The 23,892-nt window shown below is 71.7% G+C and carries 24 protein-coding genes; 11 read left to right on the top strand and 13 right to left on the bottom strand.

Features of this window, described 5'->3' with window-relative positions; all coding sequences use genetic code 11:
• The first annotated feature begins 22 nt into the window (after positions 1-22).
• Positions 23-463, top strand: coding sequence for a sec-independent translocase (locus OG985_RS17575; protein WP_371669290.1), 441 nt, complete (start codon positions 23-25; stop codon positions 461-463).
• Positions 464-801: 338 nt separating this feature from the next.
• Positions 802-1,458: a hypothetical protein gene (locus OG985_RS17570; protein WP_371669289.1), complete on the top strand. Its 657-nt coding sequence runs from the start codon at positions 802-804 to the stop codon at positions 1,456-1,458.
• Between the two features lie 116 nt (positions 1,459-1,574).
• Here OG985_RS17570 and OG985_RS17565 read toward each other — a convergent pair whose 3' ends face one another.
• Genes OG985_RS17565 through OG985_RS17555 form a run of 3 tightly spaced genes read right to left on the bottom strand, consistent with a single transcriptional unit; the run spans position 1,575 to position 4,640 of the window.
• Positions 1,575-2,708 (bottom strand): Mrp/NBP35 family ATP-binding protein, encoded by a 1,134-nt coding sequence (locus OG985_RS17565; RefSeq protein ID WP_371669288.1) that lies wholly within the window; start codon positions 2,706-2,708, stop codon positions 1,575-1,577.
• Positions 2,709-2,752: 44 nt separating this feature from the next.
• Positions 2,753-3,364: a DUF1003 domain-containing protein gene (locus tag OG985_RS17560; RefSeq protein WP_371669287.1), complete on the bottom strand. Its 612-nt coding sequence runs from the start codon at positions 3,362-3,364 to the stop codon at positions 2,753-2,755.
• On the bottom strand, positions 3,354-4,640 hold the full coding sequence (locus OG985_RS17555) for a magnesium transporter MgtE N-terminal domain-containing protein (protein WP_371669286.1): 1,287 nt from the start codon (positions 4,638-4,640) through the stop codon (positions 3,354-3,356). The genes OG985_RS17560 and OG985_RS17555 overlap by 11 nt, the downstream gene beginning before the upstream one ends.
• A gap of 286 nt (positions 4,641-4,926) precedes the next feature.
• Between OG985_RS17555 and OG985_RS17550 the strand changes: the two genes are divergently transcribed.
• Entirely contained in the window at positions 4,927-5,670 is a 744-nt protein-coding gene (locus OG985_RS17550; protein WP_371669285.1) for a hypothetical protein, read from the top strand.
• A gap of 11 nt (positions 5,671-5,681) precedes the next feature.
• Here OG985_RS17550 and OG985_RS17545 read toward each other — a convergent pair whose 3' ends face one another.
• A complete protein-coding gene (locus OG985_RS17545; RefSeq protein ID WP_371669284.1) occupies positions 5,682-6,206 on the bottom strand; it encodes a hypothetical protein in 525 nt (174 codons plus the stop codon).
• A gap of 23 nt (positions 6,207-6,229) precedes the next feature.
• Positions 6,230-7,348 (bottom strand): magnesium and cobalt transport protein CorA, encoded by a 1,119-nt coding sequence (locus tag OG985_RS17540; protein WP_371669283.1) that lies wholly within the window; start codon positions 7,346-7,348, stop codon positions 6,230-6,232.
• A 541-nt stretch (positions 7,349-7,889) separates the two neighbouring features.
• On the opposite strand from OG985_RS17540, the gene OG985_RS17535 reads away from it, so the two are divergent.
• Positions 7,890-8,474: a suppressor of fused domain protein gene (locus OG985_RS17535; protein WP_371669282.1), complete on the top strand. Its 585-nt coding sequence runs from the start codon at positions 7,890-7,892 to the stop codon at positions 8,472-8,474.
• Between the two features lie 30 nt (positions 8,475-8,504).
• Here OG985_RS17535 and OG985_RS17530 read toward each other — a convergent pair whose 3' ends face one another.
• Positions 8,505-9,758, bottom strand: a complete 1,254-nt coding sequence (locus tag OG985_RS17530) for an MFS transporter (protein WP_371669281.1) — start codon at positions 9,756-9,758, stop codon at positions 8,505-8,507.
• A gap of 152 nt (positions 9,759-9,910) precedes the next feature.
• Here OG985_RS17530 and OG985_RS17525 point away from each other — a divergent pair, with 152 nt between their 5' ends.
• From OG985_RS17525 to OG985_RS17515, 3 genes are all read left to right on the top strand, one after another.
• Complete coding sequence (locus OG985_RS17525) at positions 9,911-10,552, top strand: DUF6758 family protein (protein ID WP_371669280.1); 642 nt, start codon at positions 9,911-9,913, stop codon at positions 10,550-10,552.
• Between the two features lie 329 nt (positions 10,553-10,881).
• Positions 10,882-11,739 (top strand): PHP domain-containing protein, encoded by an 858-nt coding sequence (locus tag OG985_RS17520; protein WP_371669279.1) that lies wholly within the window; start codon positions 10,882-10,884, stop codon positions 11,737-11,739.
• A 64-nt stretch (positions 11,740-11,803) separates the two neighbouring features.
• Positions 11,804-12,409, top strand: coding sequence for a MarC family protein (locus tag OG985_RS17515; protein WP_371669278.1), 606 nt, complete (start codon positions 11,804-11,806; stop codon positions 12,407-12,409).
• 93 nt (positions 12,410-12,502) lie between these two features.
• On the opposite strand, the gene OG985_RS17510 is transcribed toward OG985_RS17515, so the two are convergent.
• On the bottom strand, positions 12,503-12,655 hold the full coding sequence (locus tag OG985_RS17510; RefSeq protein ID WP_371669277.1) for a hypothetical protein: 153 nt from the start codon (positions 12,653-12,655) through the stop codon (positions 12,503-12,505).
• Between the two features lie 229 nt (positions 12,656-12,884).
• Between OG985_RS17510 and OG985_RS17505 the strand changes: the two genes are divergently transcribed.
• Positions 12,885-13,778: an NYN domain-containing protein gene (locus tag OG985_RS17505; protein WP_371669276.1), complete on the top strand. Its 894-nt coding sequence runs from the start codon at positions 12,885-12,887 to the stop codon at positions 13,776-13,778.
• A gap of 6 nt (positions 13,779-13,784) precedes the next feature.
• Here the strand turns inward: OG985_RS17505 and OG985_RS17500 are convergent, their stop codons facing one another.
• Both OG985_RS17500 and OG985_RS17495 read right to left on the bottom strand, forming a co-directional pair.
• A complete protein-coding gene (locus tag OG985_RS17500) occupies positions 13,785-14,666 on the bottom strand; it encodes an alpha/beta fold hydrolase (RefSeq protein ID WP_371669275.1) in 882 nt (293 codons plus the stop codon).
• A gap of 405 nt (positions 14,667-15,071) precedes the next feature.
• A complete protein-coding gene (locus OG985_RS17495; protein ID WP_371669274.1) occupies positions 15,072-17,729 on the bottom strand; it encodes a DEAD/DEAH box helicase in 2,658 nt (885 codons plus the stop codon).
• Between the two features lie 469 nt (positions 17,730-18,198).
• On the opposite strand from OG985_RS17495, the gene OG985_RS17490 reads away from it, so the two are divergent.
• On the top strand, positions 18,199-18,948 hold the full coding sequence (locus tag OG985_RS17490; protein ID WP_371669273.1) for a ferritin-like fold-containing protein: 750 nt from the start codon (positions 18,199-18,201) through the stop codon (positions 18,946-18,948).
• 161 nt (positions 18,949-19,109) lie between these two features.
• Here OG985_RS17490 and OG985_RS17485 read toward each other — a convergent pair whose 3' ends face one another.
• The 4 genes from OG985_RS17485 to OG985_RS17470 form a co-directional block, all read right to left on the bottom strand.
• Entirely contained in the window at positions 19,110-19,379 is a 270-nt protein-coding gene (locus OG985_RS17485) for a hypothetical protein (RefSeq protein ID WP_371669272.1), read from the bottom strand.
• Positions 19,380-19,596: 217 nt separating this feature from the next.
• Positions 19,597-19,824, bottom strand: a complete 228-nt coding sequence (locus OG985_RS17480; protein WP_371669271.1) for a DUF3107 domain-containing protein — start codon at positions 19,822-19,824, stop codon at positions 19,597-19,599.
• A gap of 146 nt (positions 19,825-19,970) precedes the next feature.
• Positions 19,971-20,612, bottom strand: a complete 642-nt coding sequence (locus OG985_RS17475; protein ID WP_371669270.1) for a TetR/AcrR family transcriptional regulator — start codon at positions 20,610-20,612, stop codon at positions 19,971-19,973.
• A 215-nt stretch (positions 20,613-20,827) separates the two neighbouring features.
• Positions 20,828-21,061, bottom strand: coding sequence for a hypothetical protein (locus tag OG985_RS17470; protein WP_371669269.1), 234 nt, complete (start codon positions 21,059-21,061; stop codon positions 20,828-20,830).
• Between the two features lie 163 nt (positions 21,062-21,224).
• On the opposite strand from OG985_RS17470, the gene OG985_RS17465 reads away from it, so the two are divergent.
• Together OG985_RS17465 and OG985_RS17460 are read left to right on the top strand one after the other, a co-directional pair.
• Positions 21,225-22,520 carry an alpha/beta fold hydrolase gene (locus OG985_RS17465; protein ID WP_371669268.1) on the top strand — a complete coding sequence of 432 codons (1,296 nt, stop codon included), beginning with the start codon at positions 21,225-21,227 and terminating at the stop codon, positions 22,518-22,520.
• Between the two features lie 8 nt (positions 22,521-22,528).
• Positions 22,529-23,878, top strand: coding sequence for a DUF3152 domain-containing protein (locus OG985_RS17460; RefSeq protein ID WP_371669267.1), 1,350 nt, complete (start codon positions 22,529-22,531; stop codon positions 23,876-23,878).
• Positions 23,879-23,892 lie beyond the last annotated feature (14 nt).

Genomic DNA, 23,892 nt, shown 5'->3' with positions numbered 1-23,892 from the left:
AGGACATCGCAAGGAGCTTCAGGTGTTCAATGACATAGGACCGCTCGAGCTGGTCACGCTCGTTGTCCTCGCCGTGCTCGTCTTCGGTCCGGACAAGCTCCCGAAGGTCATCCAGGACGTCATGCGGACGGTGCGCAAGATCCGCGAGTTCTCGGAGAGCGCGAAGGCGGACATCCGGCAGGAACTCGGCCCGGAGTTCAAGGACTTCGAGTTCGAGGACCTCAACCCCAAGACGTTCATCCGCAAGCAGCTGGACAACGACGAGCTGGGGCTGAAGGAGATCCGCAACGGCTTCGACCTGAAGAAGGAGATGGCCGAGGTCACCGACGCGGTCCACAGCCGCGACACGGACGCGTCCTCGCCCTCCTCGTCCGGTTCCTCCGGTGGCCGCGTCGACATGACGAAGAAGCCCGAGAACCCCGGCGACGACGACCGGCCGCCCTACGACGCGGACGCCACCTGAGCCCGCACGCTCCCTGAGCCCGCACGCTCCCTGAGCCCGTAGGCCGCTGAGCGTGCGCCCTCTGAGCGCGCACGCCATCCGAGCTCACGAGCACGTCGTACGCGTCGCCGTCCGAGGTCGTCCGCACCGCCGTACGTGACGCGTTTCATACGTCTGCCGACCGGTCCTAGGGCCTCGACCCGGCCCCCTGGGCGATTCGGGAGGCCACGCGGCGGGCGGTTTCCCGGCTGTCCGTGGCGGGGTGGCTATGCTGCCGAGTTGTTGTGCGGACCGGACGAGTACGCCCGAAGGGGGGCGGGCCGCTCCGATCCGACGAGAGCGAGGAGGCGTCCGGCCCAATGGAGACGACGAGCAGAGCGGTCGCGCAGACGCCGGCCGCGGAGGGTGCACAGCAGGTCCCCTCCGCCCGGCGCACGGTTGACGGCTACCTCCTGGCGCCCTTCCCGTGGTACGGCCTCGACGAGGCCTTCACGGGGCCGCGCTGGCTGATGCAGGTCGGGACGGCGGCCGACGGGGCCGTCGAGCACGGTTCGATCGGGCACGGTGAGGAGCCCTCCGTACGCAACGAGGGCACGGAGGACCGGGAGAAGTTCGCGGTCGTGGTGACCGTCGCGGCCAACCCCGTGCGGCGCAGCGCGGACGGCACGGGCCTTCTGGAGGCCACCTCGGTGTCCTCGGCGGCCTGGCTCGCGGGAGTGGGGCTGCTGTCCTTCACCTGGCCCGGCCAGATGGACCACTCGCTGCGCGACGACTGGCTGGACCAGCAGACCGAGACCGCGTGGGCCCTCGCCGACGACCTCGCGGGCGAGGACTGGTCCACGCTGTCCCTGCCCGTGGACGGCGTACCGACGCCCTTCCACTACCGCGAGTCCGAGTTCGGCTGGGTGCTGGCCGGATCGACGCAGGCGGGCGTGCACGTGGGGGCGTACGGCAGGGGCATGAGCGCGTACGGACTCGGCTTCGCCATGATCAAGGACATCTCGGCGTACGCGTAGCCGGGGCCCCGACCGTGGCGCCCCCGTGGGCCGACGGACACGACGACGGACACGACGACGTACACCAGGACCCCCGGGGCGCCCATGCTCCCCGGGGGTCCTGGTGTGTCCGTCCGTCAGAACTTGTTGCGCGGGGTGATTCCCAGCGACAGGCCCGACAGCCCGCGCTGCCGTCCGCCCAGCTTGCCCGCGATGGCCCGCAGCGCGGAGCCCGCCGGGGAGTCCGGGTCCGTCAGGACGACCGGCTTGCCCTCGTCGCCGCCCTCCCGCAGCCGGACGTCGATGGGAATGCTGCCGAGCACCGGAACGGCCGCGCCCGTCGTACGGGTCAGGCCGTCGGCCACCGACTGGCCGCCGCCCGTGCCGAAGACGTCGACCATCTCGCCGCAGTGCGGGCAGGGCAGCCCGGCCATGTTCTCGACCACGCCGACGATCTTCTGGTGGGTCTGCACGGCGATGGACCCGGCCCGCTCGGCGACCTCGGCCGCCGCCTGCTGCGGGGTGGTCACCACCAGGATCTCCGCGTTCGGGACCAGCTGGGCCACCGAGATCGCGATGTCGCCCGTGCCCGGGGGCAGGTCCAGCAGCAGCACGTCCAGGTCGCCCCAGTACACGTCCGCCAGGAACTGCTGGAGTGCCCGGTGGAGCATCGGGCCGCGCCAGACGACCGGGGCGTTGCCCGGGGTGAACATGCCGATCGAGATGACCTTCACGCCGTTCGCGGACGGCGGCATGATCATGTTCTCGACCTGGGTCGGGCGGCCGTCGGCGCCGAGCATGCGGGGCACGGAGTGGCCGTAGATGTCGGCGTCGACGACGCCCACCTTCAGCCCGTCCGCGGCCATCGCCGCCGCCAGGTTCACCGTCACCGACGACTTGCCCACACCGCCCTTGCCGGACGCGACCGCGTACACGCGGGTCAGCGAGCCCGGCTTGGCGAAGGGGATCTCGCGGTCGGCCTGGCCGCCGCGCAGCGCGGTCGCCAGTTCCTTGCGCTGTTCGTCGCTCATCACGTCGAGTTCGACGTCGACGCGCGTGACGCCCTCGACGCGCGAGACCGCATCCGTCACCCGCTGCGTGATGGTGTCACGCATCGGGCAGCCGGAGACCGTCAGGTACACCGCGACCGCGACCGCTCCGTCCGCACCGATCTCCACCGATTTGACCATCCCCAGCTCGGTGATGGGCCGGTTGATCTCGGGGTCGTTCACCGTCGACAGTGCTTCGCGCACCGCGTCTTCCGTAGCCATAACCACGATGGTACGGCGCCGCACGGGGGCGCCGGTAAGCCCCGTCAGCGGTCGTCTACGTCACGTCCGTGCGGTCGTTCTGCCGGGAATACGACATGACCCTCGTGAGCGTCGCGCCCGCCGTGGCCGTCGTGCCTGCCGTCGAGCTCCTTGACCAGGTCCTGCAGCTCCGAGCGGATCCAGTCGCGGGTGGCGACCTCCCCGAGGCCGATCCGCAGGGCGGCGATCTCGCGGGTGAGGTATTCGGTGTCCGCGATCGACCGCTCGTTCTGCTTGCGGTCCTGCTCCAGGTTGACCCGGTCGCGGTCGTCCTGCCGGTTCTGCGCGAGCAGGATCAGCGGGGCGGCGTAGGAGGCCTGGAGCGAGAGCATCAGCGTCAGGAAGATGAACGGGTAGTTGTCGAAGCGCAGGTCACGCGGCGCGAAGATGTTCCACAGCACCCAGACGATGATGACGATCGTCATCCAGACGATGAACCGCCCGGTGCCCAGGAAACGCGCGATGCGCTCCGACAGCCTGCCGAAGGCCTCCGGGTCCCACTCCGGCACGAGCCGGCGGCGCGGCGGGCGCGGCTGGTCGAGCCGGGGGCGGTGCCGGGTGGCGGCGGTCGCGCCGGCGGGCGTGCGGTCGCGGCCGCTCTCGCGCTCAGGAGTCATGCGGGGTCACCCCCTCGCCCTCGTCGAGGTGGAACTCCGTCTCGCGCCAGTCGTCCGGCAGCATGTGGTCCAGTACGTCGTCCACCGTCACCGCGCCCAGCAGCGCTCCCGCGTCGTCGACGACGGGTGCCGCGACCATGTCGTACGTCGCGAAGAAACCGGCGACGACCGGCAGGGCCGCGTCCGGCTCCAGCGGCTGCAGGTCGTCGTCGATGATCGCGCTGACCAGCGTGTACGGCGGGTCCCGCAGCAGTCGCTGGAAGTGGACGGTGCCCAGGTACTTGCCGGTCGGCGTCTCGTCGGGCGGCCGGCAGACGTAGACCTGGGCGGCGAGGGCGGGGGACAGGTCGGCGTTGCGGACGCGGGCCAGCGCGTCGGCGACGGTCGCGTCGGGCCGCAGCACGATCGGCTCGGTCGTCATGAGACCGCCCGCGGTGTGCTCCTCGTACGACATCAGGCGCCGCATGTCGGCCGCGTCGGCGGGCTGCATCAGGCTCAGCAGCCGCTCCTGGTCCTCCTCCGGCAGCTCGGAGAGCAGGTCTGCCGCGTCGTCGGGGTCCATGGCCTCCAGGACGTCGGCGGCGCGTTCCTCCTTCAGCTTGCCGAGGATCTCGATCTGGTCGTCCTCCGGCAGTTCCTCGAGCACGTCGGCGAGGCGGTCGTCGTCGAGGGCGGCGGCGACCTCGGCGCGCCGCTTGGCGGAGAGGTGGTGCAGGACGTTCGCGAGGTCGGCGGGGCGCAGCTGCTCGAAGGTGGCGAGCAGGCTCTCCGCGCCCTGCCCGTGCTCCTCCAGGGAGAAGCCGGTGACGGCGGTCCACTCGACGGTGAGCGTCTCCCCCTTGCGCCGGAACGCGCCGCCCTTGCCGCCCTTGCGGACGAAGACCCGGTCGATCTCCCAGTCCCGCCGGGCCGGCAACTGCTGGACGGACACGTCGAGGACGGTGACCTCCTCGCCGGTCTCGACGAGCGTGACGCGCCGGTCGAGCAGCTCGCCGAAGACCAGCCGCTCGGTGGGCCGCTGCTCGAAGCGGCGGACGTTGAGCACGCCAGTGGTGATGACCTGGCCGGACTCGATGCCGGTGACCCGGGTCATGGGCAGGAAGATGCGGCGCCGCGTGGAGAGTTCGACGACCAGTCCGAGCACCCGGGGCGGCCGTCGCCCCACCCGGAGCACGACGACCAGATCGCGCACCCGGCCCACCTGGTCGCCGCTGGGGTCGAAGACGGCGACGCCGGAGAGGTGCGAGACGAAGATCCGCGGGACGCCCGCTGCCATGACTGTGCTTCCTTTTCGTGCGGGTTCGTACCGCGTATCGCGTACTGCGTGCTCGGTGTCGTGAGGAGAGTCCTGTGGGATGTCCTGCCGCAGTGCTCCGCTTCCGCCGGGTGTCCCGATGCCGGGTGTCTTATCCCCATTGCCCGCTCGGGTGGGCTTCAGGCTAGCCCGTCCCGTTCGGATACGCCCTGGTGAGCGCTTCGGACGAGCTGACTCCGCTCGGCCGCCACCGCCCCGGTACGCTGCCGTACGCCGCTCCGGACCCCCGTCAGAAAGGCACCCACCTGTGACTGCGATCTCCCGGCGCCGTACCCGCAGGACCGCACTGGCGGGCGCGGTGTGCGCCCTGGTGGTGACGGGAACGGGGCTGACGGGATGCGGCGGTGACGATCCGGACGCCGGCACCAACGGGGTCGGCAAACTCCAGCCCGGGCAGATCCAGTCCCGGACGCGGACGGCCGCCGAGGCCGCCGAGGCGGTCCACCTCTCCGGGAGCGTCGTCACCAGCGGGCGTACGTACACCCTCGACATGCGACTCAAGTCCGACGGCGGCAGCGGTTCGGTCACCTCCCAGGGCATGGCGTTCCGGCTGCTGCGGATCGGCGAGCGGCTGTACCTGAAGGCGGACGCGGGGTTCTGGAACCAGGCGGACGGCGACGGGGACACCGGGGCGGCCGACAAGCTCGGCGGCAAGTTCGTGAAGGTGCCGCAGGGCGACCCGGCGTACAAGAAGTTCAGCGGGTTCACGGACAAGGACGTCCTCCTCGAAGGTCTGCTGACACTGCACGGCGAGCTGGCGACCGACGGCCACCACGAGCAGGCGGGCGTCCGCACCATCCGCATCACCGGCGACGAGGGCTCCGGCGGCACCCTGGACGTCTCCCTGGAGGGCAAGCCGTATCCGCTGCGCCTTGCGCGGGCGGGCGGCGCCGGGACGCTCAGGTTCTCCGACTGGGGGCAGGACTTCGCCGTGAAGGCACCGGCGAGCGGCGACACGGTGGACTACGGCAAGCAGCTGCCGACGTCCTGACCCGGCAGAACCTAGGGCTTGGGCCGGCCGCGCCCCCGCCGTTTCAGGAGCAGGCGGGGCAGACCGGCGGGGGCCGGCAGGCGGGTGGTGGCCGGTGACGGCAGTGGCGCCTCGGCCAGGCTGTCGGCGGGCAGCGGCGCCGTCGCTCCGGTGGGCTCCAGGCGCAGCACCCGGCACTCGCGTGCCCAGCGCGCCGTCATCGCCTCGCCGTCGGGGGCGTTGAGGCGCTTGCCCTTCAGCTCCGCGACCGTCGCCTCCCACTCGGGTGACCCGGGCGCCTGCTCCACCACCTTCGCCGTCCACGACACCAGGCGGCCGCCCTTGTCCTTGCTGCGGACCGTCACCTCGGCGTCGGCGCCGGCGGCCAGTCCCGGCAGCGGCTGTTCGCCGGGCCCGTCGCCGACCAGGCAGGCCGCGCCCTCGTGCCACACGTGCCACAGGGCGCGGGCCGGGCCGACGGGGCCCCGGACCCAGATGAGGCCGGACTTCTTCGTGGCCTCCTCGACGAGGGCCTGGCCGAGCAGCTCGCTTGTCATGGCAGCAGCCTATCCACGCGCGCTCACAGCCAGCCGTTGCGCTTGAGCGTGCGGTGGATGCCCACGCACATCCCCACCATGACCGACATGACCACGGGGTAGCCGTACTTCCAGTGCAGTTCCGGCATGTAGTCGAAGTTCATGCCGTACACCCCGCACACCATCGTCGGTACGGCGATGATCGCGGCCCACGAGGTGATCTTCCGCATGTCCTCGTTCTGTGCCACGGACGCCTGCGCGAGGTTGGCCTGGAGGATCGAGTTGAGGAGCTCGTCGAAGCCGATGACCTGCTCCTGGACCCGGGCCAGGTGGTCGGCGACGTCCCGGAAGTACTTCTGGATGTCGGGGTCGACCAGCCGCATGGGCCGCTCGCTCAGCAGCTGCATGGGCCGCAGCAGGGGCGAGACCGCCCGCTTGAACTCCAGCACCTCGCGCTTGAGCTGGTAGATCCGCGCCGAGTCCACACCGCGCGAGACCCCGCCCCGGCGCCCCGGTGAGAACACCTCGGTCTCCACCTCGTCGATGTCGTCCTGGACGGCGTCGGCGACCGCGATGTAGCCGTCCACGACGTGGTCGGCGATCGCGTGCAGCACGGCCGAGGGGCCCCTGGCGAGCAGCTCGGGGTCGTCCTGGAGGCGGTGCCGCAGCGCCCGCAGCGAGCCCTGCCCGCCGTGCCGGACGGTGATGAAGAAGTCCCGTCCGGTGAAGCACATGACCTCGCCGGTCTCGACGACCTCGCTGTTGGCGGTGAGCTGGTCGTGCTCGACGTAGTGGATGGTCTTGAAGACGGTGAACAGCGAGTCGTCGTACCGCTCCAGCTTGGGCCGCTGGTGGGCCTGCACGGCGTCCTCGACGGCCAGCGGGTGCAGCCCGAACTCGCCCGCGATACCGGAGAATTCGGCCTCGGTCGGCTCGTGCAGGCCGATCCACACGAACCCGCCGTCCCGCCGCACCTGGCGCATCGCCTCGTGCGGGGTGAGCGGCTTCGCCGTCTCGACCCGGGCGCCGTCGCGGTAGACGGCGCAGTCGACGACGGCGGAGGGCGTCGAGGGGTCGCGGGTGGTGTCGTAGACGCCGCTCTCCTTGCGCAGGGAGGGGCGGGACGGGCGGACCACGGCACGCAGGTCGCGGATCATCGACATGGCAGGCTCCTTCGCGAACGAGCAACGAAAGGCCGCCCGCTGACGGGTGGAACTGCCCGGAATGGGGACGTCCTACAAGGGGTGTCCCCGCCGTCGAAGGCAGGGAAAAGATGTTTGGCACGTCCACAAAGCGGGGAGCACCGCACCGTCGCGGTGGCGAGCTTCGCTACTGATACAGGTACTGACGCGGATCAGACGGATCAGACGAATCAGGTACAACGAAACGAAGCGCTCTTCCGCGGTGAAGCGAGTGCGAGAGGTGGCAGCCAGCCAGAGCCAGAGCAGCTACATCAGGGGCGGGAAGAGCGGGTGCTACTGCACGGTCGACTTCGGTCCATTGCAGCCCCACCTCCTCCGGCCGGTCCCTCGTGAGGGACGATCCAACCCCCTTCGGGGGAACCCCCACAGGGGAGTGTCGTCGGCGTCGGGACTCGATCGCGACGCTTCTGCGTGCTGCCCCGAACCACCGGGCAAGACTAGCAGCCGACCGAAGTGTCAAGGCGCTGCTTTGCCCTGTACTGGCGAGTTCTATGCTCGCGGCATGGCAGATGTTCTTCCTCTGGTCGAGGCCCGGTTGCGCACCGCGCTGGGCGAACCCGACGCGCGCGCCGCGGTCACCTTCGTCGGTACCGACCGCCTCGAGGTGCTGCGTTTCCAGGAGGGCGACGTCGTCCGCTACGCCACGCTCGGCATGTCCGCACAGCCGATGGGCGACCCCACCGCGGTGCTCGCCGACCCCGTCAGGGGCCCGCGCGCCGAGCTGGTCCTGTCCGTCCGCGGCGGCCTCGCCGAGACCGACAAGGTGCTCCGCCCGCTCGCGGTCCTCGCCGCGTCCCCGCAGGTCGAGGGTGTGGTCGTGGCGCCCGGCGCCTCCCTCGACGTCGGTGAACCCCTGTGGCCCGGTGCCCCGTTCACCTCGGTACTGGTCGCCGAGCCCGGCGGTCTGGTCGAGGACCTGGAGCTCGACGAGCCCCTCGAACCCGTACGGTTCCTGCCGCTGCTGCCGATGACGCCCAACGAGGCCGCCTGGAAGCGGGTGCACGGCGCCCAGGCGCTTCAGGAGCGGTGGCTGACGCACGGGACGGACCTGCGGGATCCGTCCCGCACGTCCGTCCCGCTGGAGTGACCGAAGTCACCAACCGCTCGCTGACACGGGTCAGTTGGCGAAGACGGTGACCCCGTCCTCCGCCGCGTGCCGCGGCTCCAACTCCTGCGCGTCGTGGGTGAGCGCCCGACGCCGTACGACGACCACGACCGCGCCCAGCAGCGCCGTCACCGCCGCGACCACGAACGGGATGTGGATGTCGGTCCACTCCTCGATCTTCGGCGCGAAGTAGGGCGCGGCCGCGGCCGCGAACCAGCGCACGAAGTTGTAGCCCGCGCTCGCCACGGGGCGGGGGGCGTCCGACATGCCGAGCGCCAGCTCCGTGTAGACGGTGTTGTTCACGCCGATGAAGGCACCGGACAGGATCGTGCAGACGACGGCCGTGGTGTGGTCGCCGTACCCGAGGACGAGCACGTCGGCGGCCAGCAGCACCAGCGAGCCGCCGAGCACCTTCAGGGAGCCGAACCGCTCCTGGAGGCGGGGCGCCACGATCACCGAGAAGACGGCGAGCAGCACACCCCAGGCGAAGAAGACCGCGCCCGACTTGTACGGGGTCATGTTCAGCACGAACGGCGTGAAGGCCAGCACGGTGAAGAACGTGTAGTTGTAGAAGAACGCCGAGACCGCCGCCGAGGCGAGGCCGCCGTGGCCGAGCGCCTTGAGCGGGTCGAGCAGCGAGGTCTTCCGCGTGGGCCGCGGCTGCTCCTTCAGGAACACCGTGATGCACAGGAAGCCGATCGCCATCAGGAACGCGGTGCCGAAGAAGGGGTAGCGCCAGCTGGCGTCACCGAGCAGCGCGCCGAGCAGCGGTCCGCAGGCCATGCCGAGGCCGAGGGCGGACTCGTAGAGGAGGATGGCGGCCGCGCTCCCGCCGGCCGCCGCGCCGACGATGACCGCGAGGGCCGTCGAGACGAAGAGCGCGTTGCCGAGGCCCCAGCCGGCCCGGAAGCCGACGAGCTCGGCGACCGAGCCCGAGGTGCCGGCGAGGCCCGCGAAGACCACGACGAGGGCGAGTCCGAGCAGCAGGGTCTTCCTGCCGCCGATGCGGCTGGAGACGAAGCCGGTCACCAGCATGGCCACGGCGGTGATGAGGAAGTACGAGGTGAACAGCAGGGAGACCTGACTGGTGGTGGCGTCCAGGCCCTTGGCGATGGACGGCAGGATCGGGTCGACGAGTCCGATGCCCATGAAGGCCACGACGGACGCGCCGGCGGTCGCCCACACGGCCTTCGGCTGCCGCAGGATGCCGCCCGCTCCGGAGTCGAACGGGTCGCCGTCGGCGGGACCTCCTGTGCTGGTGTGCATGCCTGCTCCCATCTGGATCGTTGTCGTTTACACATAATAAGTTAGCGCAGCTAATTAATGCAAGCTACATGTAGTTTTGCCTGGTGAAGCCAACCGTCTGGACGGGTGATCGTCCTTGACGTGGCGGAGCAGGGGTAGGACCGTGGGGCTCTATGAGGGGCGAACCCAGTTGCCCGAAGTGTGGTGGCCGGGTCAGGGCTCCCGGACTCTTCTCCGATGCCTGGCAGTGCGATGTGCACGGCACCGTGCATCCGCTCCAGCCCGTGATCCCGCCCAGCGTCGAGGCTCTCGACGTCGTCGTGCACCGCACCCAGGTGCCCGTGTGGATGCCGTGGCCGCTGCCCGTCGGCTGGCTGTTCACGGGCGTGGCCTGCGCGGGCGACGACCGCAGCGGCGGGCGGGCCACGGCCGTCGCGTGCACCGGGCCCGGCCCGCTGGGCGGCGTCGGGGAGCTGATCCTGGTCGCCGAGGAACTCGGCGTCGGCCTCGGCGCGCGCTACGCCGGCATCGACGGCCCGGACCCGGGGCCGTACATGAACGTCGAGAAGCCCGCCCAGGCCAAGGTGCTCGCCGCCGGCCGCCCCACCCCGCTCTGGCATGTCACCGGCAGCCCGGACGACCGTGCCGTCTTCGCGGGCGAGGCGCTCGGGCTGTGGGTGTGGGCGGTGGTGTGGCCCGAGCAGTCGGGCCTGCTGATGTACGACGAACTGGTGCTGACCGATCTGCGGGACGCCGGCGCCGAGGTGGAACTGGTGCCGTGCGGGGCGTTGTCGCCGCGCTTGCTCCAGCCCTAGCGCACCGGGTGTTGCTGCTCGGGGGTCGGTGGGTGCGTGCCGGTGGGGCGGGGGAGTGCGGTTCGGTGGGTGTGCGCCGGCCGGTCGCGGAGCGCGGGTTCGCCCGGCGGTGCCGTGGGCTGGTCGCGTTGTTCCCCGCGGCCTCTGGCGGCGCCGTGGGCTGGTCGCGTTGTTCCCCGCGGCCTCGGGGGGTGCGTCGACTAAGCGGCTCGGCACGCGGGGCTCAGGTGTAGGGGGCGCCGGGCGGGTGCGGGTGTGACAGGGGGGCGGTGAAATGCCGCTATGCTGAAGCGTCCCCGTCCGTCACGTCACCGCCTGGAGTCAGCGTCGTGCGCATCGATCTGCACTGCCACTCCACGGCCTCCGACGGTACGGACACGCCGGCCGAGCTGGTGCGGAACGCCGCCGCGGCCGGCCTGGACGTGGTCGCCCTCACCGACCACGACACCACCCGCGGTCACGCGGAGGCCCGCGCCGCGCTGCCGGCCGGGCTCACCCTGGTCACCGGCGCCGAGCTGTCCTGCCGTATCGACGGCATCAGCATGCACATGCTGGCCTACCTCTTCGACCCCGAGGAGCCGGCCCTGCTCGCCGAGCGTGAGCTGGTCCGGGACGACCGGGTGCCGCGGGCGCGCGGCATGGTCGCCCGGCTCCAGGAGCTCGGTGTGCCCGTCACCTGGGAGCAGGTGGCGCGGATCGCGGGCGACGGTTCGGTGGGGCGTCCGCACGTCGCGACGGCGCTGGTCGAACTCGGCGTCGTACCGACCGTGAACGACGCCTTCACCCCGGACTGGCTCGCCGACGGCGGCCGCGTCTACGTGCCGAAGCACGAGACCGACCCCTTCGAGGCGATCCGGCTCGTCAAGGGCGCGGGCGGGGTCACCGTCTTCGCGCACCCGGCGGCGGCCAAGCGGGGCCGGACCGTACCGGATTCCGCGATCGCGGAGATGGCCGCGGCGGGGCTCGACGGCATCGAGGTCGACCACATGGACCACGACCCGGACACCCGGGCGCGGCTGCGGGGCCTGGCCGGAGAGCTGGGGCTGCTGACCACCGGGTCCAGCGACTACCACGGCAGCCGGAAGACCGTCTCGCTCGGCGAGTACACGACGGATCCCGAGGTCTACGGGGAGATCACCCGGCGCGCGACCGGCGCATTCCCGGTTCCGGGCACCGGCGGAGTCTGAGGCTCGGTTCCTCGCTCTCACGCCCCCGTCCGTTTCCCTCCCTCGCAAGGTCTGTAGCTCACCCATGTTCGACGTCGCCGTCTTCGGCTCCCTGTTCCTCACCCTTTTCGTCATCATGGATCCCCCCGGGATCACCCCGATCTTCCTCGCGCTGACCGCCGGCCGGCCCGGCAAGGTACAGAAGCGCATGGCCTTCCAGGCTGTCTGTGTCGCCGGTGGGGTGATCGCCGTCTTCGGCCTCCTCGGGCACCAGATCCTCGACTACCTGCACGTGTCCGTGCCCGCGCTGATGATCGCGGGCGGGCTGCTGCTCCTGCTGATCGCGCTGGACCTGCTCACCGGCAAGACGGACGAGCCGAAGCAGACCAAGGACGTCAACGTCGCGCTCGTACCGCTGGGCATGCCGCTGCTGGCCGGACCCGGTGCGATCGTGTCCGTCATCCTCGCGGTGCAGAAGGCCGACAGCGTCGCCTCCCAGGTGTCGGTGTGGTCGGCGATCCTTGCCATCCATGTCGTCCTGTGGGTGGTGATGCGGTACTCGCTGCTGATCATCCGGGTCATCAAGGACGGCGGCGTGGTCCTGGTGACGCGGCTCGCGGGCATGATGCTGTCCGCCATCGCCGTACAGCAGATCATCAACGGGATCACGCAGGTCGTACGAGCGAGCTGAGCCCTGCGCATGCCCGGGCATGCGCAGAGCCCCGGTGCGGCATCGGAGTCGATGCGCGCCGGGGCTCTGGAACCTGTGGTGGGACCGTTGGGGTTATGAGGCCGAGGTCCCGGCCGGCCGGATCCACAGCCGCTGGCCTATCGAGGCAGCCTGCTGAACGATTCGGTTGACGGAGGCGGCGTCCACGACGGTGCTGTCAACGGGCGTACCGTCGACATCGTCGAGTCGCATGATTTCGAAGCGCATGGGCTTCTCCCTTCGTCTGGTCATCCTCCTGAGGAGAACTACTGGTGGTGGCTGGCACACGAGGCATCGGTGCCCCCTGCTCCATACGTATTGAACAGGCCGCGTGTTACAAACATTCCCTACGCTAAAGAAATTTTTCGAACGCCTAACTACTGACCGGTAAGCGGTGTGAACGAGACTGACCGGGACCGGTTGTGTTCGAAGCGTGACCGCCGGGACAATGGAGGCGATGAACGACGACCTCGCGGCGCTCACCGCCCGCATCGACCGCACCAACGAGCTGCTCCAGCGCATGCTCGCCGAGGTGGCGAAGACGCCTTCCACCCACGCGATCTTCGTCGACGCCGGTTATCTCTACGCGGCCGCGGGGCGACTGGTGGCGGGGACGGAGGACCGGCGCTCCTTCGACCTGGACACCGAGGGGCTGATCGAGGCGCTCATCGACCGGGCCCGCACGATCTTCGCGGACAGCCGGCTGCTGCGGGTCTACTGGTACGACGGCGCGAGACGCCGTATCCACACCGGTGAGCAGCAGAGCATCGCCGAACTCCCGGACGTGAAGGTGCGACTCGGCAACCTGAACGCCAACAACCAGCAGAAGGGCGTCGATTCCCTGATCCGCTCCGACCTGGAGTCACTCGCCCGGCACCGCGCCATCAGCGACGCGGCCCTGCTCGGCGGGGACGAGGACCTGGTGTCCGCCGTCGAGGCGGCCCAGGGGTACGGGGCGCGGGTGCACCTGTGGGGCATCGAGGCGCCGGAAGGCCGCAACCAGGCCGAACCCCTGCTGTGGGAGGTCGACAGCCAGCGCACGCTCGACCTCGACTTCTTCAAGCCGTACGTGGCCCGGCGCACGGCGACGACCTACGAGACGACGGCCGGCCGGCCGACGCGGGAGGGCGTCCGCTTCGTGGGCGCGCAGATCGCCGCGAAGTGGCTGGCCGCCCGTGGCCGGGAGTCCCTGGTGGAACTCCTGCCCGGACACCCCTACCTGCCGGGTTCGGTGGACCAGGATCTGCTGGTGGAGGCGGAGGTCCTGCTGCAGTACTCGCTCCGAGGTCAGGCGGACCTGCGGCGGGCACTGCGGGACGGCTTCTGGGAGCACCTGCAGACGCAGTACTGAGACCGACTACCCGGTGGGCTGCCCGTCGGCGGTGTCCCAGAAGTCGGCGAGGGCGCGGGCGGTCGGCAGCGGCCGGTCAACGTTGGGCGAGTGCTCGGCCCCCGGGACGACCGTCCGGCGCGCCTTCAGCCGTACGGCCATGTCGTCCAGGAGTGTCACCGGCCAGGTGTCGTCGCGGGCGCCCGACAGCACGTGGAGCGGGAGCGGGACGGCGGCCAGTTCGGCGACGCGGTCCGGCTCGGTGCACAACTGTCGTCCGGTGGCGAGGAGTTGGGCGGGCTGGTTGCCCAGCCAGCGGCGGCGCAGCAGTTCCTGGTAGCCGGAGCCCCGGTCGGGCAGGTCGACCTCCTCGGGCGGGCTCATCGCCTGCATCGCCTCCCAGACCTCGGCCATGCTCATCACCGCCAGCGCGTCCCGCAGCAGTTTCACCCGCAGTCGCTGGGAGTCGGAGATCTGCGCCGGGCCCGAGGCGACGAGGGTGAAGGAGACGAAGGGGGAGTGGTCGAGCAGTACGGCAGCCCGCGAGATCTGCCCGCCCAGGGAGTGCCCGACCAGCTGCACGGGAACACCGAGCGCCGCGGCCTGCGCGAGCACGTCCCGCGCCAACTCCTCCTGCGCGTACGCCGATTCGTCATCCGCGGGCCCGACGGTCTCGAACTGTCCCCGCCCGTCCACGGCCACGGTCCGGTACCCGCGAGCGGCGAGCGGCCCGTGCAGCAGCGTGAAGTCCTCCTTGCTCCCGGTGAATCCGGGCACCAGCAGAGCGACCCCCTTGGCCTCCACATCGGGCGCCACGGGCACATCGACGACGGCGAACTCCCCGCGCGCGGTCCGCAGCGCGTACGCACGAGCACTGGGCGGCGGGCTGAATGCGGCTTGGCTGTTCACGGGGAGAGGGTATAGGGAGCACCTCGACGCGGCCTTGCTGGGCACATTGAGCCCCTGGGTACATCCAGCCCTTCCGGCTGGGACCCACCCAGCCCCTCGGGCGCATCCAGTCCCTGGGACGCATCCAGCCTCTCGGGCGCATCCGGTCCCTGGGGCGCATCCAGCCCCTCGGGCGCATCCAGTCCCTGGGACGCATCCAGCCTCTCGGACGCACCCAGCCCCTGGGGCGCATCCAGCCCCTCCGGCGATTGAGGAGCGGGGGCCCGGGGGCGGAGCCCCCGAGGACGGGACGGGAAGGGGCGGCGGGGGCGAGAAAACCCCCTCCACCCCCAGCGACGCCCGATGACCACCGCACACGCCGACGGCCCGGCCCCCGCACGGGGGACCGGGCCGTCGTAGAGGAGATCAGCTCTCCGAGCGCTCCACGGCGTCCGCGGCCTTGCGCGCCCGCCGCACCCGGGGCTTGGCCTCGCCCGAGTCACCGGCGACCTCGGCCGCCGCCGTGGCGGCCACGGCCTTGCGGGCCCGGCGCCGCGGCGCGGCTTCCGACTCCTGCGTGGCCTGAGCCGGAATACCGACTCCCTCGCCCGCGACACTGTCGACGGTCTCGGCGGCCTTGCGCGTACGCCGGCGCGGCTTGGCCTCCGTGCCTTCGGCGGTGTCGAGGGCGGCCTCGGCGGTGGCCGCGGTCTTGCGGGTGCGGCGCGGCTTGGCTTCGACGGCGTCCGGGGTCTCCGCGGTGACGGCGGTGGCCGCTGCCTTGCGGGTCCGGCGCGGTTTGGCCTCCGTGCCTTCGGCGGTGTCGACGGCGGCCTCGGCGGTGGCCGCGGTCTTGCGGGTGCGGCGCGGCTTGGCTTCGACGGCGTCCGGGGTCTCCGCGGTGACGGCGGTGGCCGCTGCCTTGCGGGTCCGGCGCGGTTTGGCCTCCGTGCCTTCGGCGGTGTCGACGGCGGCCTCGGCGGCGGCCGCGGTCTTGCGGGCGCGGCGCGGCTTGGCAGCCACGGTCTCCGTCTCCTGAGCCGGCTGCGCCGGGATCTCGGCGGCGACGGCAGCGTCCGACTCGACAACCTTGCGCGTACGCCGACGCGGCGTGGCCTCCACGGCCTCGACCGTGTCGACCGCGACCTCGGCCGGAGCCGCGACCGCCGCCTTCCGCGTACGGCGGCGCGGCGCGGGTGCGACGGCCTCGGACGCGATGTCGACGGAACCCTCGGCGGTGTCGACCGCGGTCTCGGCCGGAGCCGCGACCGCCGCCTTGCGCGTACGGCGGCGCGGCGTGGCGACGGGAGCCTCGGGCTCCGTGGCCTCGACGACCAGCGCGGCCTCGGGAGCCTTCGCGGCCTCGGCGACCGGCGTCCGCGGCACGACCACGGACGTGGCGTCCGCGGGAGCACCCGCGGACTCGACCGCCTTGCGCGTACGGCGGCGGCGCGACTGCGCCGGCGCCTCGGTGACAGGGGCGTCCAGAGCGGGGCCCTCCGCCGTCGTGACGGCGGCTTCCGCGGCCGCGGGGGCCGACGGCTGCACGGCCGCCGCGGTGGCCGGCAGGGACTCCGGCGTGCCGTTGCGCGTGCGGCGACGGCGGCGCGGGGTACGGGGCGCGGTGACGTCCTCCGCCACGACGGCGGCGTCGGTCACGGGAGCCGGCGTGGCCACCGGCGTCGTGGTCCCGGACAGCGTCTGGTCCGCGTCCATCGGCGAGCCGTTACGCGTACGGCGACGGCGGCGCGGCGTACCCGCCGGACGCTCACGGTCGGCGGAACGGGCCTCGTCCCGGCCGGCCCGGTCGTCCCGGCCGCCGCGCTGGTCACCGCGGCCGCCGCGGTCACCACGGCCCCCGCGGTCACCGCGACCGCGCGCACCACGGCCACCGGTCTCGCCCAGGTCCTCGACCTCCTCCGCCCCGAGCCCGGCGCGCGTGCGCTCCGAACGCGGCAGGACACCCTTGGTGCCGGCCGGGATGTGCAGCTCCTCGAAGAGGTGCGGGGAGGTGGAGTAGGTCTCCGGCGGGTCGTTGAACCCGAGGTCCAGCGCCTTGTTGATGAGCTGCCAGCGCGGGATGTCGTCCCAGTCGACGAGGGTGATCGCGATGCCCTTGGCACCCGCGCGGCCGGTACGGCCGATGCGGTGCAGGTACGTCTTCTCGTCCTCGGGGGACTGGTAGTTGATGACGTGGGTGACACCCTCGACGTCGATGCCGCGCGCGGCGACGTCGGTGCAGACGAGGACGTCGACCTTGCCGTTGCGGAAGGCGCGCAGCGCCTGCTCACGGGCGCCCTGGCCGAGGTCGCCGTGGACCGCGCCGGAGGCGAAACCGCGCTGCTGGAGCTGGTCGGCGAGATCCGCCGCCGTCCGCTTGGTGCGGCAGAACACCATCGCCAGGCCGCGGCCGTCGGCCTGCAGTATCCGCGCGACGAGCTCGGGCTTGTCCATGTTGTGCGCGCGGTAGATGAACTGCGCGGTGTTCGCGACCGTCGCGCCCGAGTCGTCAGGCTCCGAGGCGCGGATGTGCGTGGGCTGCGACATGTAGCGGCGCGCGAGTCCGATGACCGCGCCCGGCATGGTCGCCGAGAACAGCATCGTCTGACGGCGGGCCGGCAGCATGTTCATGATCTTCTCGACGTCGGGCAGGAAGCCCAGGTCGAGCATCTCGTCGGCCTCGTCGAGGACGAGGGCGCGCACGTGCTTCAGGTTGAGCTTCTTCTGGCCCGCGAGGTCCAGCAGTCGGCCCGGGGTGCCGACGACGACGTCGATGCCCTTCTTCAGGGCCTCGACCTGCGGCTCGTAGGCCCGGCCGCCGTAGATGGCGAGAACGCGCACGTTGCGGACCTTGCCCGCGGTCAGCAGGTCGTTGGTGACCTGGGTGCACAGCTCGCGGGTGGGGACGACGACGAGCGCCTGCGGCGCGTCGGTGAGGTCCTCGGGCTTGGCGCGGCCGGCCTCGACGTCGGCGGGGACGGTGACGCGCTCGAGGAGCGGGAGGCCGAAGCCCAGCGTCTTGCCGGTGCCGGTCTTGGCCTGGCCGATGACGTCGGAGCCCGACAGGGCTACGGGGAGCGTCATCTCCTGGATGGGGAAGGGAGTGATGATGCCGACGGCTTCAAGGGCTTCGGCGGTCTCGGGAAGGATCCCGAGCTCTCGGAAAGTAGTCAGGGTGCTGCCTCTTCTGTGTGCGCGGTGCGAGGCGAGCGCGGGGGTCGTGTCAGGACCGTGCCGGGGGACGTCGGCTTCGTTACTGGCGGGCCGTAGGGACACGGGACCACTGCCGACGCTCTAGCGCTCGAACCGCTGAGGGTCCCCCTCCGGGTTCCGTACGACCACTGCCGTACGGACGAGGAGGGCTGTCGGGTCGGAGCCGATCGGGCCACCGACCGGGCATCCTCATTCGTGCGGCCCGTCGAATAGTCGGCGGGCGCATTACCACTGTACCCCGGAAACGCGCACATGTGATGGCCGAATTGGTTACGTAGTCGTCGTCACAGTCATTGACCAAGGGCTCTCACTGTGCATGGAGCGGGCTATTGTGCGCTTCATGACGACGCCTGACAACACCTCCGACGCCCCCGCAGAAGCCGCCCCCCGGGCGACCGGAGTCGCCGCCCAGGACTGGGCGCAGGCCTCCACCGAGCCGCAGTACCGGGCCGCCGTCGTGGACCTGCTCGGCGCGCTCGCGTACGGCGAACTGGCGGCCTTCGAGCGGCTCGCCGAGGACGCCAAGCTGGCGCCGACGCTGGCGGACAAGGCGGAGCTTGCGAAGATGGCGTCCGCCGAGTTCCACCACTTCGAGCAGCTGCGCGACCGGCTCGCGGAGATCGGTGAGGAGCCCACCTCGGCGATGCAGCCGTTCGTCGCCGCCCTCGACGGCTTCCACAAGCAGACGGCACCCTCGGACTGGCTGGAGGGGCTCGTCAAGGCGTACGTCGGCGACTCGATCGCCAGTGACTTCTACCGGGAGGTCGCCGCGCGCCTGGACGCCGACACCCGCGCCCTGGTGCTGGGTGTGCTCGACGACACCGGGCACGCCAGCTTCGCCATCGAGAAGGTGCGCGCGGCGATCGACGCGGAGCCGCGCGTGGGCGGTCGGCTCGCGCTGTGGGCACGGCGGCTGATGGGAGAGGCGCTCTCGCAGTCCCAGCGGGTCGTCGCCGACCGGGACGCGCTGTCGACGATGCTCGTGGGCGGCGTCGCCGACGGCTTCGACCTCGCCGAGGTGGGCCGCATGTTCTCCCGGATCACCGAGGCGCACACCAAGCGGATGGCCGCGCTGGGGCTGGCGGCCTAGCCGACCGAGGATGGCGCGGACACCGGGCCGGAAACGGCCCGGACAAAGGTTTCCCGCCCGACCCGTCACGCGGGTGGGCGGGCACCGGTCCGTTCGGAACCGGTCGGATTCGGTACGGCAGGGCCCGGATCGGCTCGGGCCCGTCCCGGGAAGTCCCGGCGTTACGCCGGGGCTGATCGTCGGCGGAAGCGCCCGGCCGGGCGCAGCAGCAGCGAGAGCGAGGCCGCGGAGACGACCGCGGCGCCGACGAGGTTCAGCAGGAAGCTGCCGGGGCCCAGCGCGCTGTGCGTGAGGAACGCGCCGAAGAGAGCCCCCGCGACACCTGTCGCCAGCACGAGGGAGCGGGTGGGCAGACGGTGGGACAGCCGGTGGACCGCCGCTCCGGCGAGCACCACACCGAGCAGTGCGGCACCGAGCGCTTCCAAGAACATGATGAATCCCTCCCACACGGCCGGGCCTGCGCTTTACGTCGTAGCCCGTCTTACCCGTGACCTGCGGAATGCAACCCTCGACTGTGGCCGCGGTGTGCTCCATCTGTGTGGGGGTCGCCGCGGACGCGGGGTCGGCGCGGCACGGGAGTGACGCGGTGGACAGACGGGAGGGGCCCGGCGACCAGTCGGTCGCCGGGCCCCTCCCGTCGCGTCTGCTCTACAGCGCGCCGAAGCCGACCTTGCGCGGCGCCGGCTCGCCCAGCTCGACGTACGCGAGGCGGTCGGCCGGGACCAGGACCTTGCGGCCGTGCTCGTCCGTGAGGCTCAGCAGCTGCGTCTTTCCGGAAAGTGCCTCGGCCACCACGCGCTCGACCTCCTCAGCGCTCTGACCGCTCTCCAGAACGATCTCGCGGGGCGCGTGCTGCACGCCGATCTTGACCTCCACGGCTATGTCCCTCCGACGGTCAGTGAAGTGCGCGATCTTCCGCGCCGTACCCAGCACACATTAGCCCGGAGCGGGGACGTACATGCTCCGCCCGAGAACGCCAACAGCGAACATCGGACGGGAACAAACGTCCCCCCGCGGCGGCGTCAGTTGTGGTCCGTGCCGTGCAGCGGGAATCCGGCGATGCCCCGCCACGCCAGCGAGGTCAGCAGCTGGACCGCCTGGTCGCGCGGCACGCTGCGGTCACTGTGCAGCCAGGAACGGGCCACTACCTGGGCGAGACCGCCGAGCCCGGAGGCCAGCAGCATCGACTCCGCGCGCGACAGCCCCGTGTCCTCGGCGATGACCTCGCAGATCGCCTCGGCACACTCGGTGGTGACCTTGTCGACGCGCTCGCGGACCGCGGGCTCGTTCGTCAGGTCCGACTCGAAGACCAGCCGGAAGGCACCGCCGTCGTCCTCGACGTACGCGAAGTACGCGTCCATCGTCGCCCGTACGCGCTGCTTGTTGTCGTTCGTCGAGGCGAGCGCGCTGCGGACGGACTGGATGAGGGACTCGCAGTGCTGGTCCAGCAGGGCGAGGTACAGATCGAGCTTGCCCGGGAAGTGCTGGTAGAGCACGGGCTTGCTGACGCCGGCCCGCTCGGCGATGTCGTCCATCGCGGCCGCGTGGTACCCCTGCGCCACGAAGACCTCCTGGGCGGCGCCCAGCAGCTGGTTCCGCCGGGCACGGCGCGGCAGGCGCGTCCCCCTCGGGCGTGCCGCCTCTGTCTGCTCGATGGCTGTCACGCCGCCTCCCAATGTCGTCCACACGCGGTGTGCGCCGCGCCGCCATCGTACTTTTCGGTAACCCTGCTGTGCGCGGTGCGAGCGCAGAATTTCACGGACCGGACAATGGCGACAGCCGCGCAGAACGTTTCAAAGGGGGATGCTTCGGGCAAGGGCGTGCCTCACCCCAGGTCAGCGCGGCCCTCTCCGCCCCGTCGCCACGCGCTCCTTCACCGTCACCGGTAGTCGTCCTCGTCCTGGGAGACGACGCGGGCCTGTTCGATGAGGTCGCCCTCGTCGCCGCGGGCCGGGTCGACCTCGGTCAGGGGGTCGTCCCGGTCGGCCGTCACGTCCCTGAGCTGCTCGGCGGCGTCGTTCTCCGGGGCTTCCACGTCGATCTCCGGCGGTTCCGGCGCGGCCTCGGCGCTCTCGTCGGCGAACGTCTCGGGATCGGTGGGGTCGACGGTCATGGCGGGCTCCCTTCCTAGAACGTCCCTGTGTTTCAGGGGGCCACGTACGGGTGCCCACCGTTCGAGCCTAGGAGACACCCAATCCGGTCGCCACGCGATCCAGGTGCTGTCTGTGACGGCGAACACATGAGTCACTGCGTGATCGTCTCGTAACATTGCCCGCATGTCTTCGACCGAGCTGCCGTCCGTGCCGGCCACCACCGTGCTCCCGAAGGTGTCGCCCGTCCGGGTCGCGGAGGGCGAACGGCTCAGGTCGGTCGGGCTGCCGGGGGTCACTCTGACGGTGCGGTCGAGACCGCCGGCGCGTGAGGGTCTCCCGCCCGCGCTGTACGTCCACGGCCTCGGCGGCTCCTCGCAGAACTGGTCGGCGCTGATGCAGCTGCTCGACGGGTCCGTCGACGGCGAGGCCGTCGATCTGCCGGGCTTCGGCGACTCCCCGCCGCCGGACGACGGCGACTACTCGATCCTGGCGCACGCGCGGGCGGTCATCCGTCTCCTCGAGGCCTCCGGGCGCGGGCCCGTGCACCTCTTCGGCAACTCGCTCGGCGGCGCGGTCTCCACGCGCGTGGCCGCGACGCGCCCTGACCTCGTACGGACGCTGACCCTCGTCTCGCCGGCGCTGCCCGAGCTGCGCATCCAGCGCACGGCGGTGCCGACGGGGCTGCTGGCGGTGCCCGGAGTGGCCGCGCTCTTCACCCGGTACACCAGGGAGTGGACGGCCGAGCAGCGGGTCCGCGGGGTCATGGGGCTCTGTTACGGCGATCCCGCCCGGGTCTCGCCCGAGGGATTCCGGCACGCCGTGGAGGAGATGGAACGGCGGCAGCGGCTGCCGTACTTCTGGGACGCGATGACGCGCTCCGCGCGCGGGCTCGTCAACGCCTACACACTGGGTGGCCAGCACGCGCTGTGGCGCCAGGCGGAACGGGTCCTCGCGCCGACACTCCTCGTCTACGGCGGCCGGGACCAGCTCGTCGGCTACCGCATGGCCCAGAAGGCGGCCCGCTCCTTCCGCGACTCCCGTCTGCTCACCCTGCCGGAGGCGGGGCACGTGGCGATGATGGAATACCCGGAGACGATCGCGCACGCCTTCCGTGAACTCCTCGCGGACACGGGCGAGTCGGCGGCGGCCGGTCGCTCCGGCGGCGCGCACCGGGCCGGTGGCGCGGAGGCAGCGGGCCGGACCGGTGGCACGGAGCGTGCCGGTCGGACCGGTGGCACGGAGCGTGCCGGTCGGGCCGGTGGCGCGGAGGGCGCGGGCCCGACCGCTGATCCGCATGGTGACGATCGGGCCGGTGGTGGCGCGCGTGGTGCCGGCCGTACCGGTGGCGCGGAGGGTGCCGGGCGGGCCGGTGATCCGCGTGGTGACGATCGGGCCGGTGGCGGCGCGCGAGGGGACGACCGGGCCGGTGGTGCCGTGCGCGCGGATCGTTCCGGTGCCGCCGAGAGCGCGGGGAGCTGACGGGCGAGGTGGGACGCCACAGTCGGCGCGGGTCTGCCCGAGCCGTCAACAAGGGTGACAGCCCGGACGCTGCCACGAACGGGGGCTCGCAGGGCCCCGAGGGCTCACGAGGCCCACAGAACGCCCCGGGAGCGCCGCGACTGCCGGACGGCACGCCCGCGCACGGCTTTCCGCGGTTTCCGGACGGCACCCCCGCGCGCGGCATGCCGCGTCTCCCCGACGGAACCCCGGCCAACGGCTTCCCCCGGGTCCGGGGCGGTCACCCCGAGCAGCGTGAAGCGGGCGGTGGCTGGGGCGAGTTGAGCGCCCAGGGCAGTGCCGGAAACGCCGGACGGCCCGGGGTCGCCCTCCCGCGGCAGCGGAAGGCGGGACCGCGACAGGACTACGTCGACGCCTTCGACGCGGACGACGACGTCTTCGGCGCGGACGGCGACGTCTTCGCCCCCCGCGTCCCCCGCGCCAGGTCCGCCAGCGTCGCCACCGCCCCGCGTGGCACCCGCCCCGGCCGGGACGAGGACGCCGCGCCCACGGGCGAGCCCGCGTCGGCCAGGGGATCCAGGGGGCGCACCTTCACCGGGATCGCGGCCGCCGCGGTCACCACCGTGCTGGCCGTCGTCGTGGCCGGACAGGTGGCCGGAGGGCGCGACGACACCGAGGCGGGGGCGCGGTCGGCGACCGACCAGGCCCGCGACGCCCGGGGCTCGGCCTCCCGAGGGGACGGACGGCCGACGCCGTCGGGTTCGCCCAGCGTGGCGACACTGACGTACGCGCAGAAGATGGCCACGACGTACGCGCTGGGCCCCAAGCTCAAGGGGTCGGGGAAGTTCGACGCGGTTCCCGGAGTCGACAAGGCGCCCGGCAAGGGGCAGAAGTACACCTACCGCGTCGACGTGGAACAGGGGCTCGGGCTCGACGGGGCGCTGTTCGCGCAGGCCGTGCAGAAGACGCTCAACGACGACCGGAGCTGGGCGCACAACGGCGCCCGTACGTTCCAGCGGGTCTCCTCCGGCAAGTCCGACTTCGTGATCACGCTCGCCAGTCCCGGTACGACAGCCGAGTGGTGTGCCAAGTCCGGTCTGGACACCACCGAGGACAACGTCTCGTGCGACTCGGCCGCCACCGAGCGCGTGATGATCAACGCCTATCGGTGGGCCCAGGGATCGACGACGTACGGGGATCGCATTCACGCCTACCGGCAGATGCTGATCAACCACGAGGTCGGCCACCGGCTCGGCTACGGCCACGTCACCTGCGACAAGGACGGCGAGCTGGCGCCGGTCATGCAGCAGCAGACCAAGTTCCTCGACCACGACGGAATCCACTGCAGGGCCAACCCCTGGCCCTACCCCGGCAGTTGACGGGCGCCCCTGAT

This window comes from Streptomyces sp. NBC_00289, from assembly GCF_041435115.1.
Taxonomy (GTDB): Bacteria; Actinomycetota; Actinomycetes; order Streptomycetales; family Streptomycetaceae; genus Streptomyces.
This window is presented reverse-complemented; position numbering and strand designations above follow the sequence as displayed.

Excerpts from the sequence above, each read along its gene's own strand:
- OG985_RS17570 (WP_371669289.1), top strand. The coding sequence starts at position 802 with ATGGAGACGACGAGCAGAGCGGTCGCGCAGACGCCGGCCGCGGAGGGT.
- OG985_RS17565 (WP_371669288.1), bottom strand. The coding sequence starts at position 2,708 with ATGGCTACGGAAGACGCGGTGCGCGAAGCACTGTCGACGGTGAACGAC.
- OG985_RS17560 (WP_371669287.1), bottom strand. The coding sequence starts at position 3,364 with ATGACTCCTGAGCGCGAGAGCGGCCGCGACCGCACGCCCGCCGGCGCG.
- OG985_RS17555 (WP_371669286.1), bottom strand. The coding sequence starts at position 4,640 with ATGGCAGCGGGCGTCCCGCGGATCTTCGTCTCGCACCTCTCCGGCGTC.
- OG985_RS17545 (WP_371669284.1), bottom strand. The coding sequence starts at position 6,206 with ATGACAAGCGAGCTGCTCGGCCAGGCCCTCGTCGAGGAGGCCACGAAG.
- OG985_RS17540 (WP_371669283.1), bottom strand. The coding sequence starts at position 7,348 with ATGTCGATGATCCGCGACCTGCGTGCCGTGGTCCGCCCGTCCCGCCCC.
- OG985_RS17535 (WP_371669282.1), top strand. The coding sequence starts at position 7,890 with ATGGCAGATGTTCTTCCTCTGGTCGAGGCCCGGTTGCGCACCGCGCTG.
- OG985_RS17530 (WP_371669281.1), bottom strand. The coding sequence starts at position 9,758 with ATGCACACCAGCACAGGAGGTCCCGCCGACGGCGACCCGTTCGACTCC.
- OG985_RS17525 (WP_371669280.1), top strand. The coding sequence starts at position 9,911 with ATGAGGGGCGAACCCAGTTGCCCGAAGTGTGGTGGCCGGGTCAGGGCT.
- OG985_RS17515 (WP_371669278.1), top strand. The coding sequence starts at position 11,804 with ATGTTCGACGTCGCCGTCTTCGGCTCCCTGTTCCTCACCCTTTTCGTC.
- OG985_RS17510 (WP_371669277.1), bottom strand. The coding sequence starts at position 12,655 with ATGCGCTTCGAAATCATGCGACTCGACGATGTCGACGGTACGCCCGTT.
- OG985_RS17505 (WP_371669276.1), top strand. The coding sequence starts at position 12,885 with ATGAACGACGACCTCGCGGCGCTCACCGCCCGCATCGACCGCACCAAC.
- OG985_RS17495 (WP_371669274.1), bottom strand. The coding sequence starts at position 17,729 with ATGACGCTCCCCGTAGCCCTGTCGGGCTCCGACGTCATCGGCCAGGCC.
- OG985_RS17490 (WP_371669273.1), top strand. The coding sequence starts at position 18,199 with ATGACGACGCCTGACAACACCTCCGACGCCCCCGCAGAAGCCGCCCCC.
- OG985_RS17485 (WP_371669272.1), bottom strand. The coding sequence starts at position 19,379 with ATGTTCTTGGAAGCGCTCGGTGCCGCACTGCTCGGTGTGGTGCTCGCC.
- OG985_RS17470 (WP_371669269.1), bottom strand. The coding sequence starts at position 21,061 with ATGACCGTCGACCCCACCGATCCCGAGACGTTCGCCGACGAGAGCGCC.
- OG985_RS17465 (WP_371669268.1), top strand. The coding sequence starts at position 21,225 with ATGTCTTCGACCGAGCTGCCGTCCGTGCCGGCCACCACCGTGCTCCCG.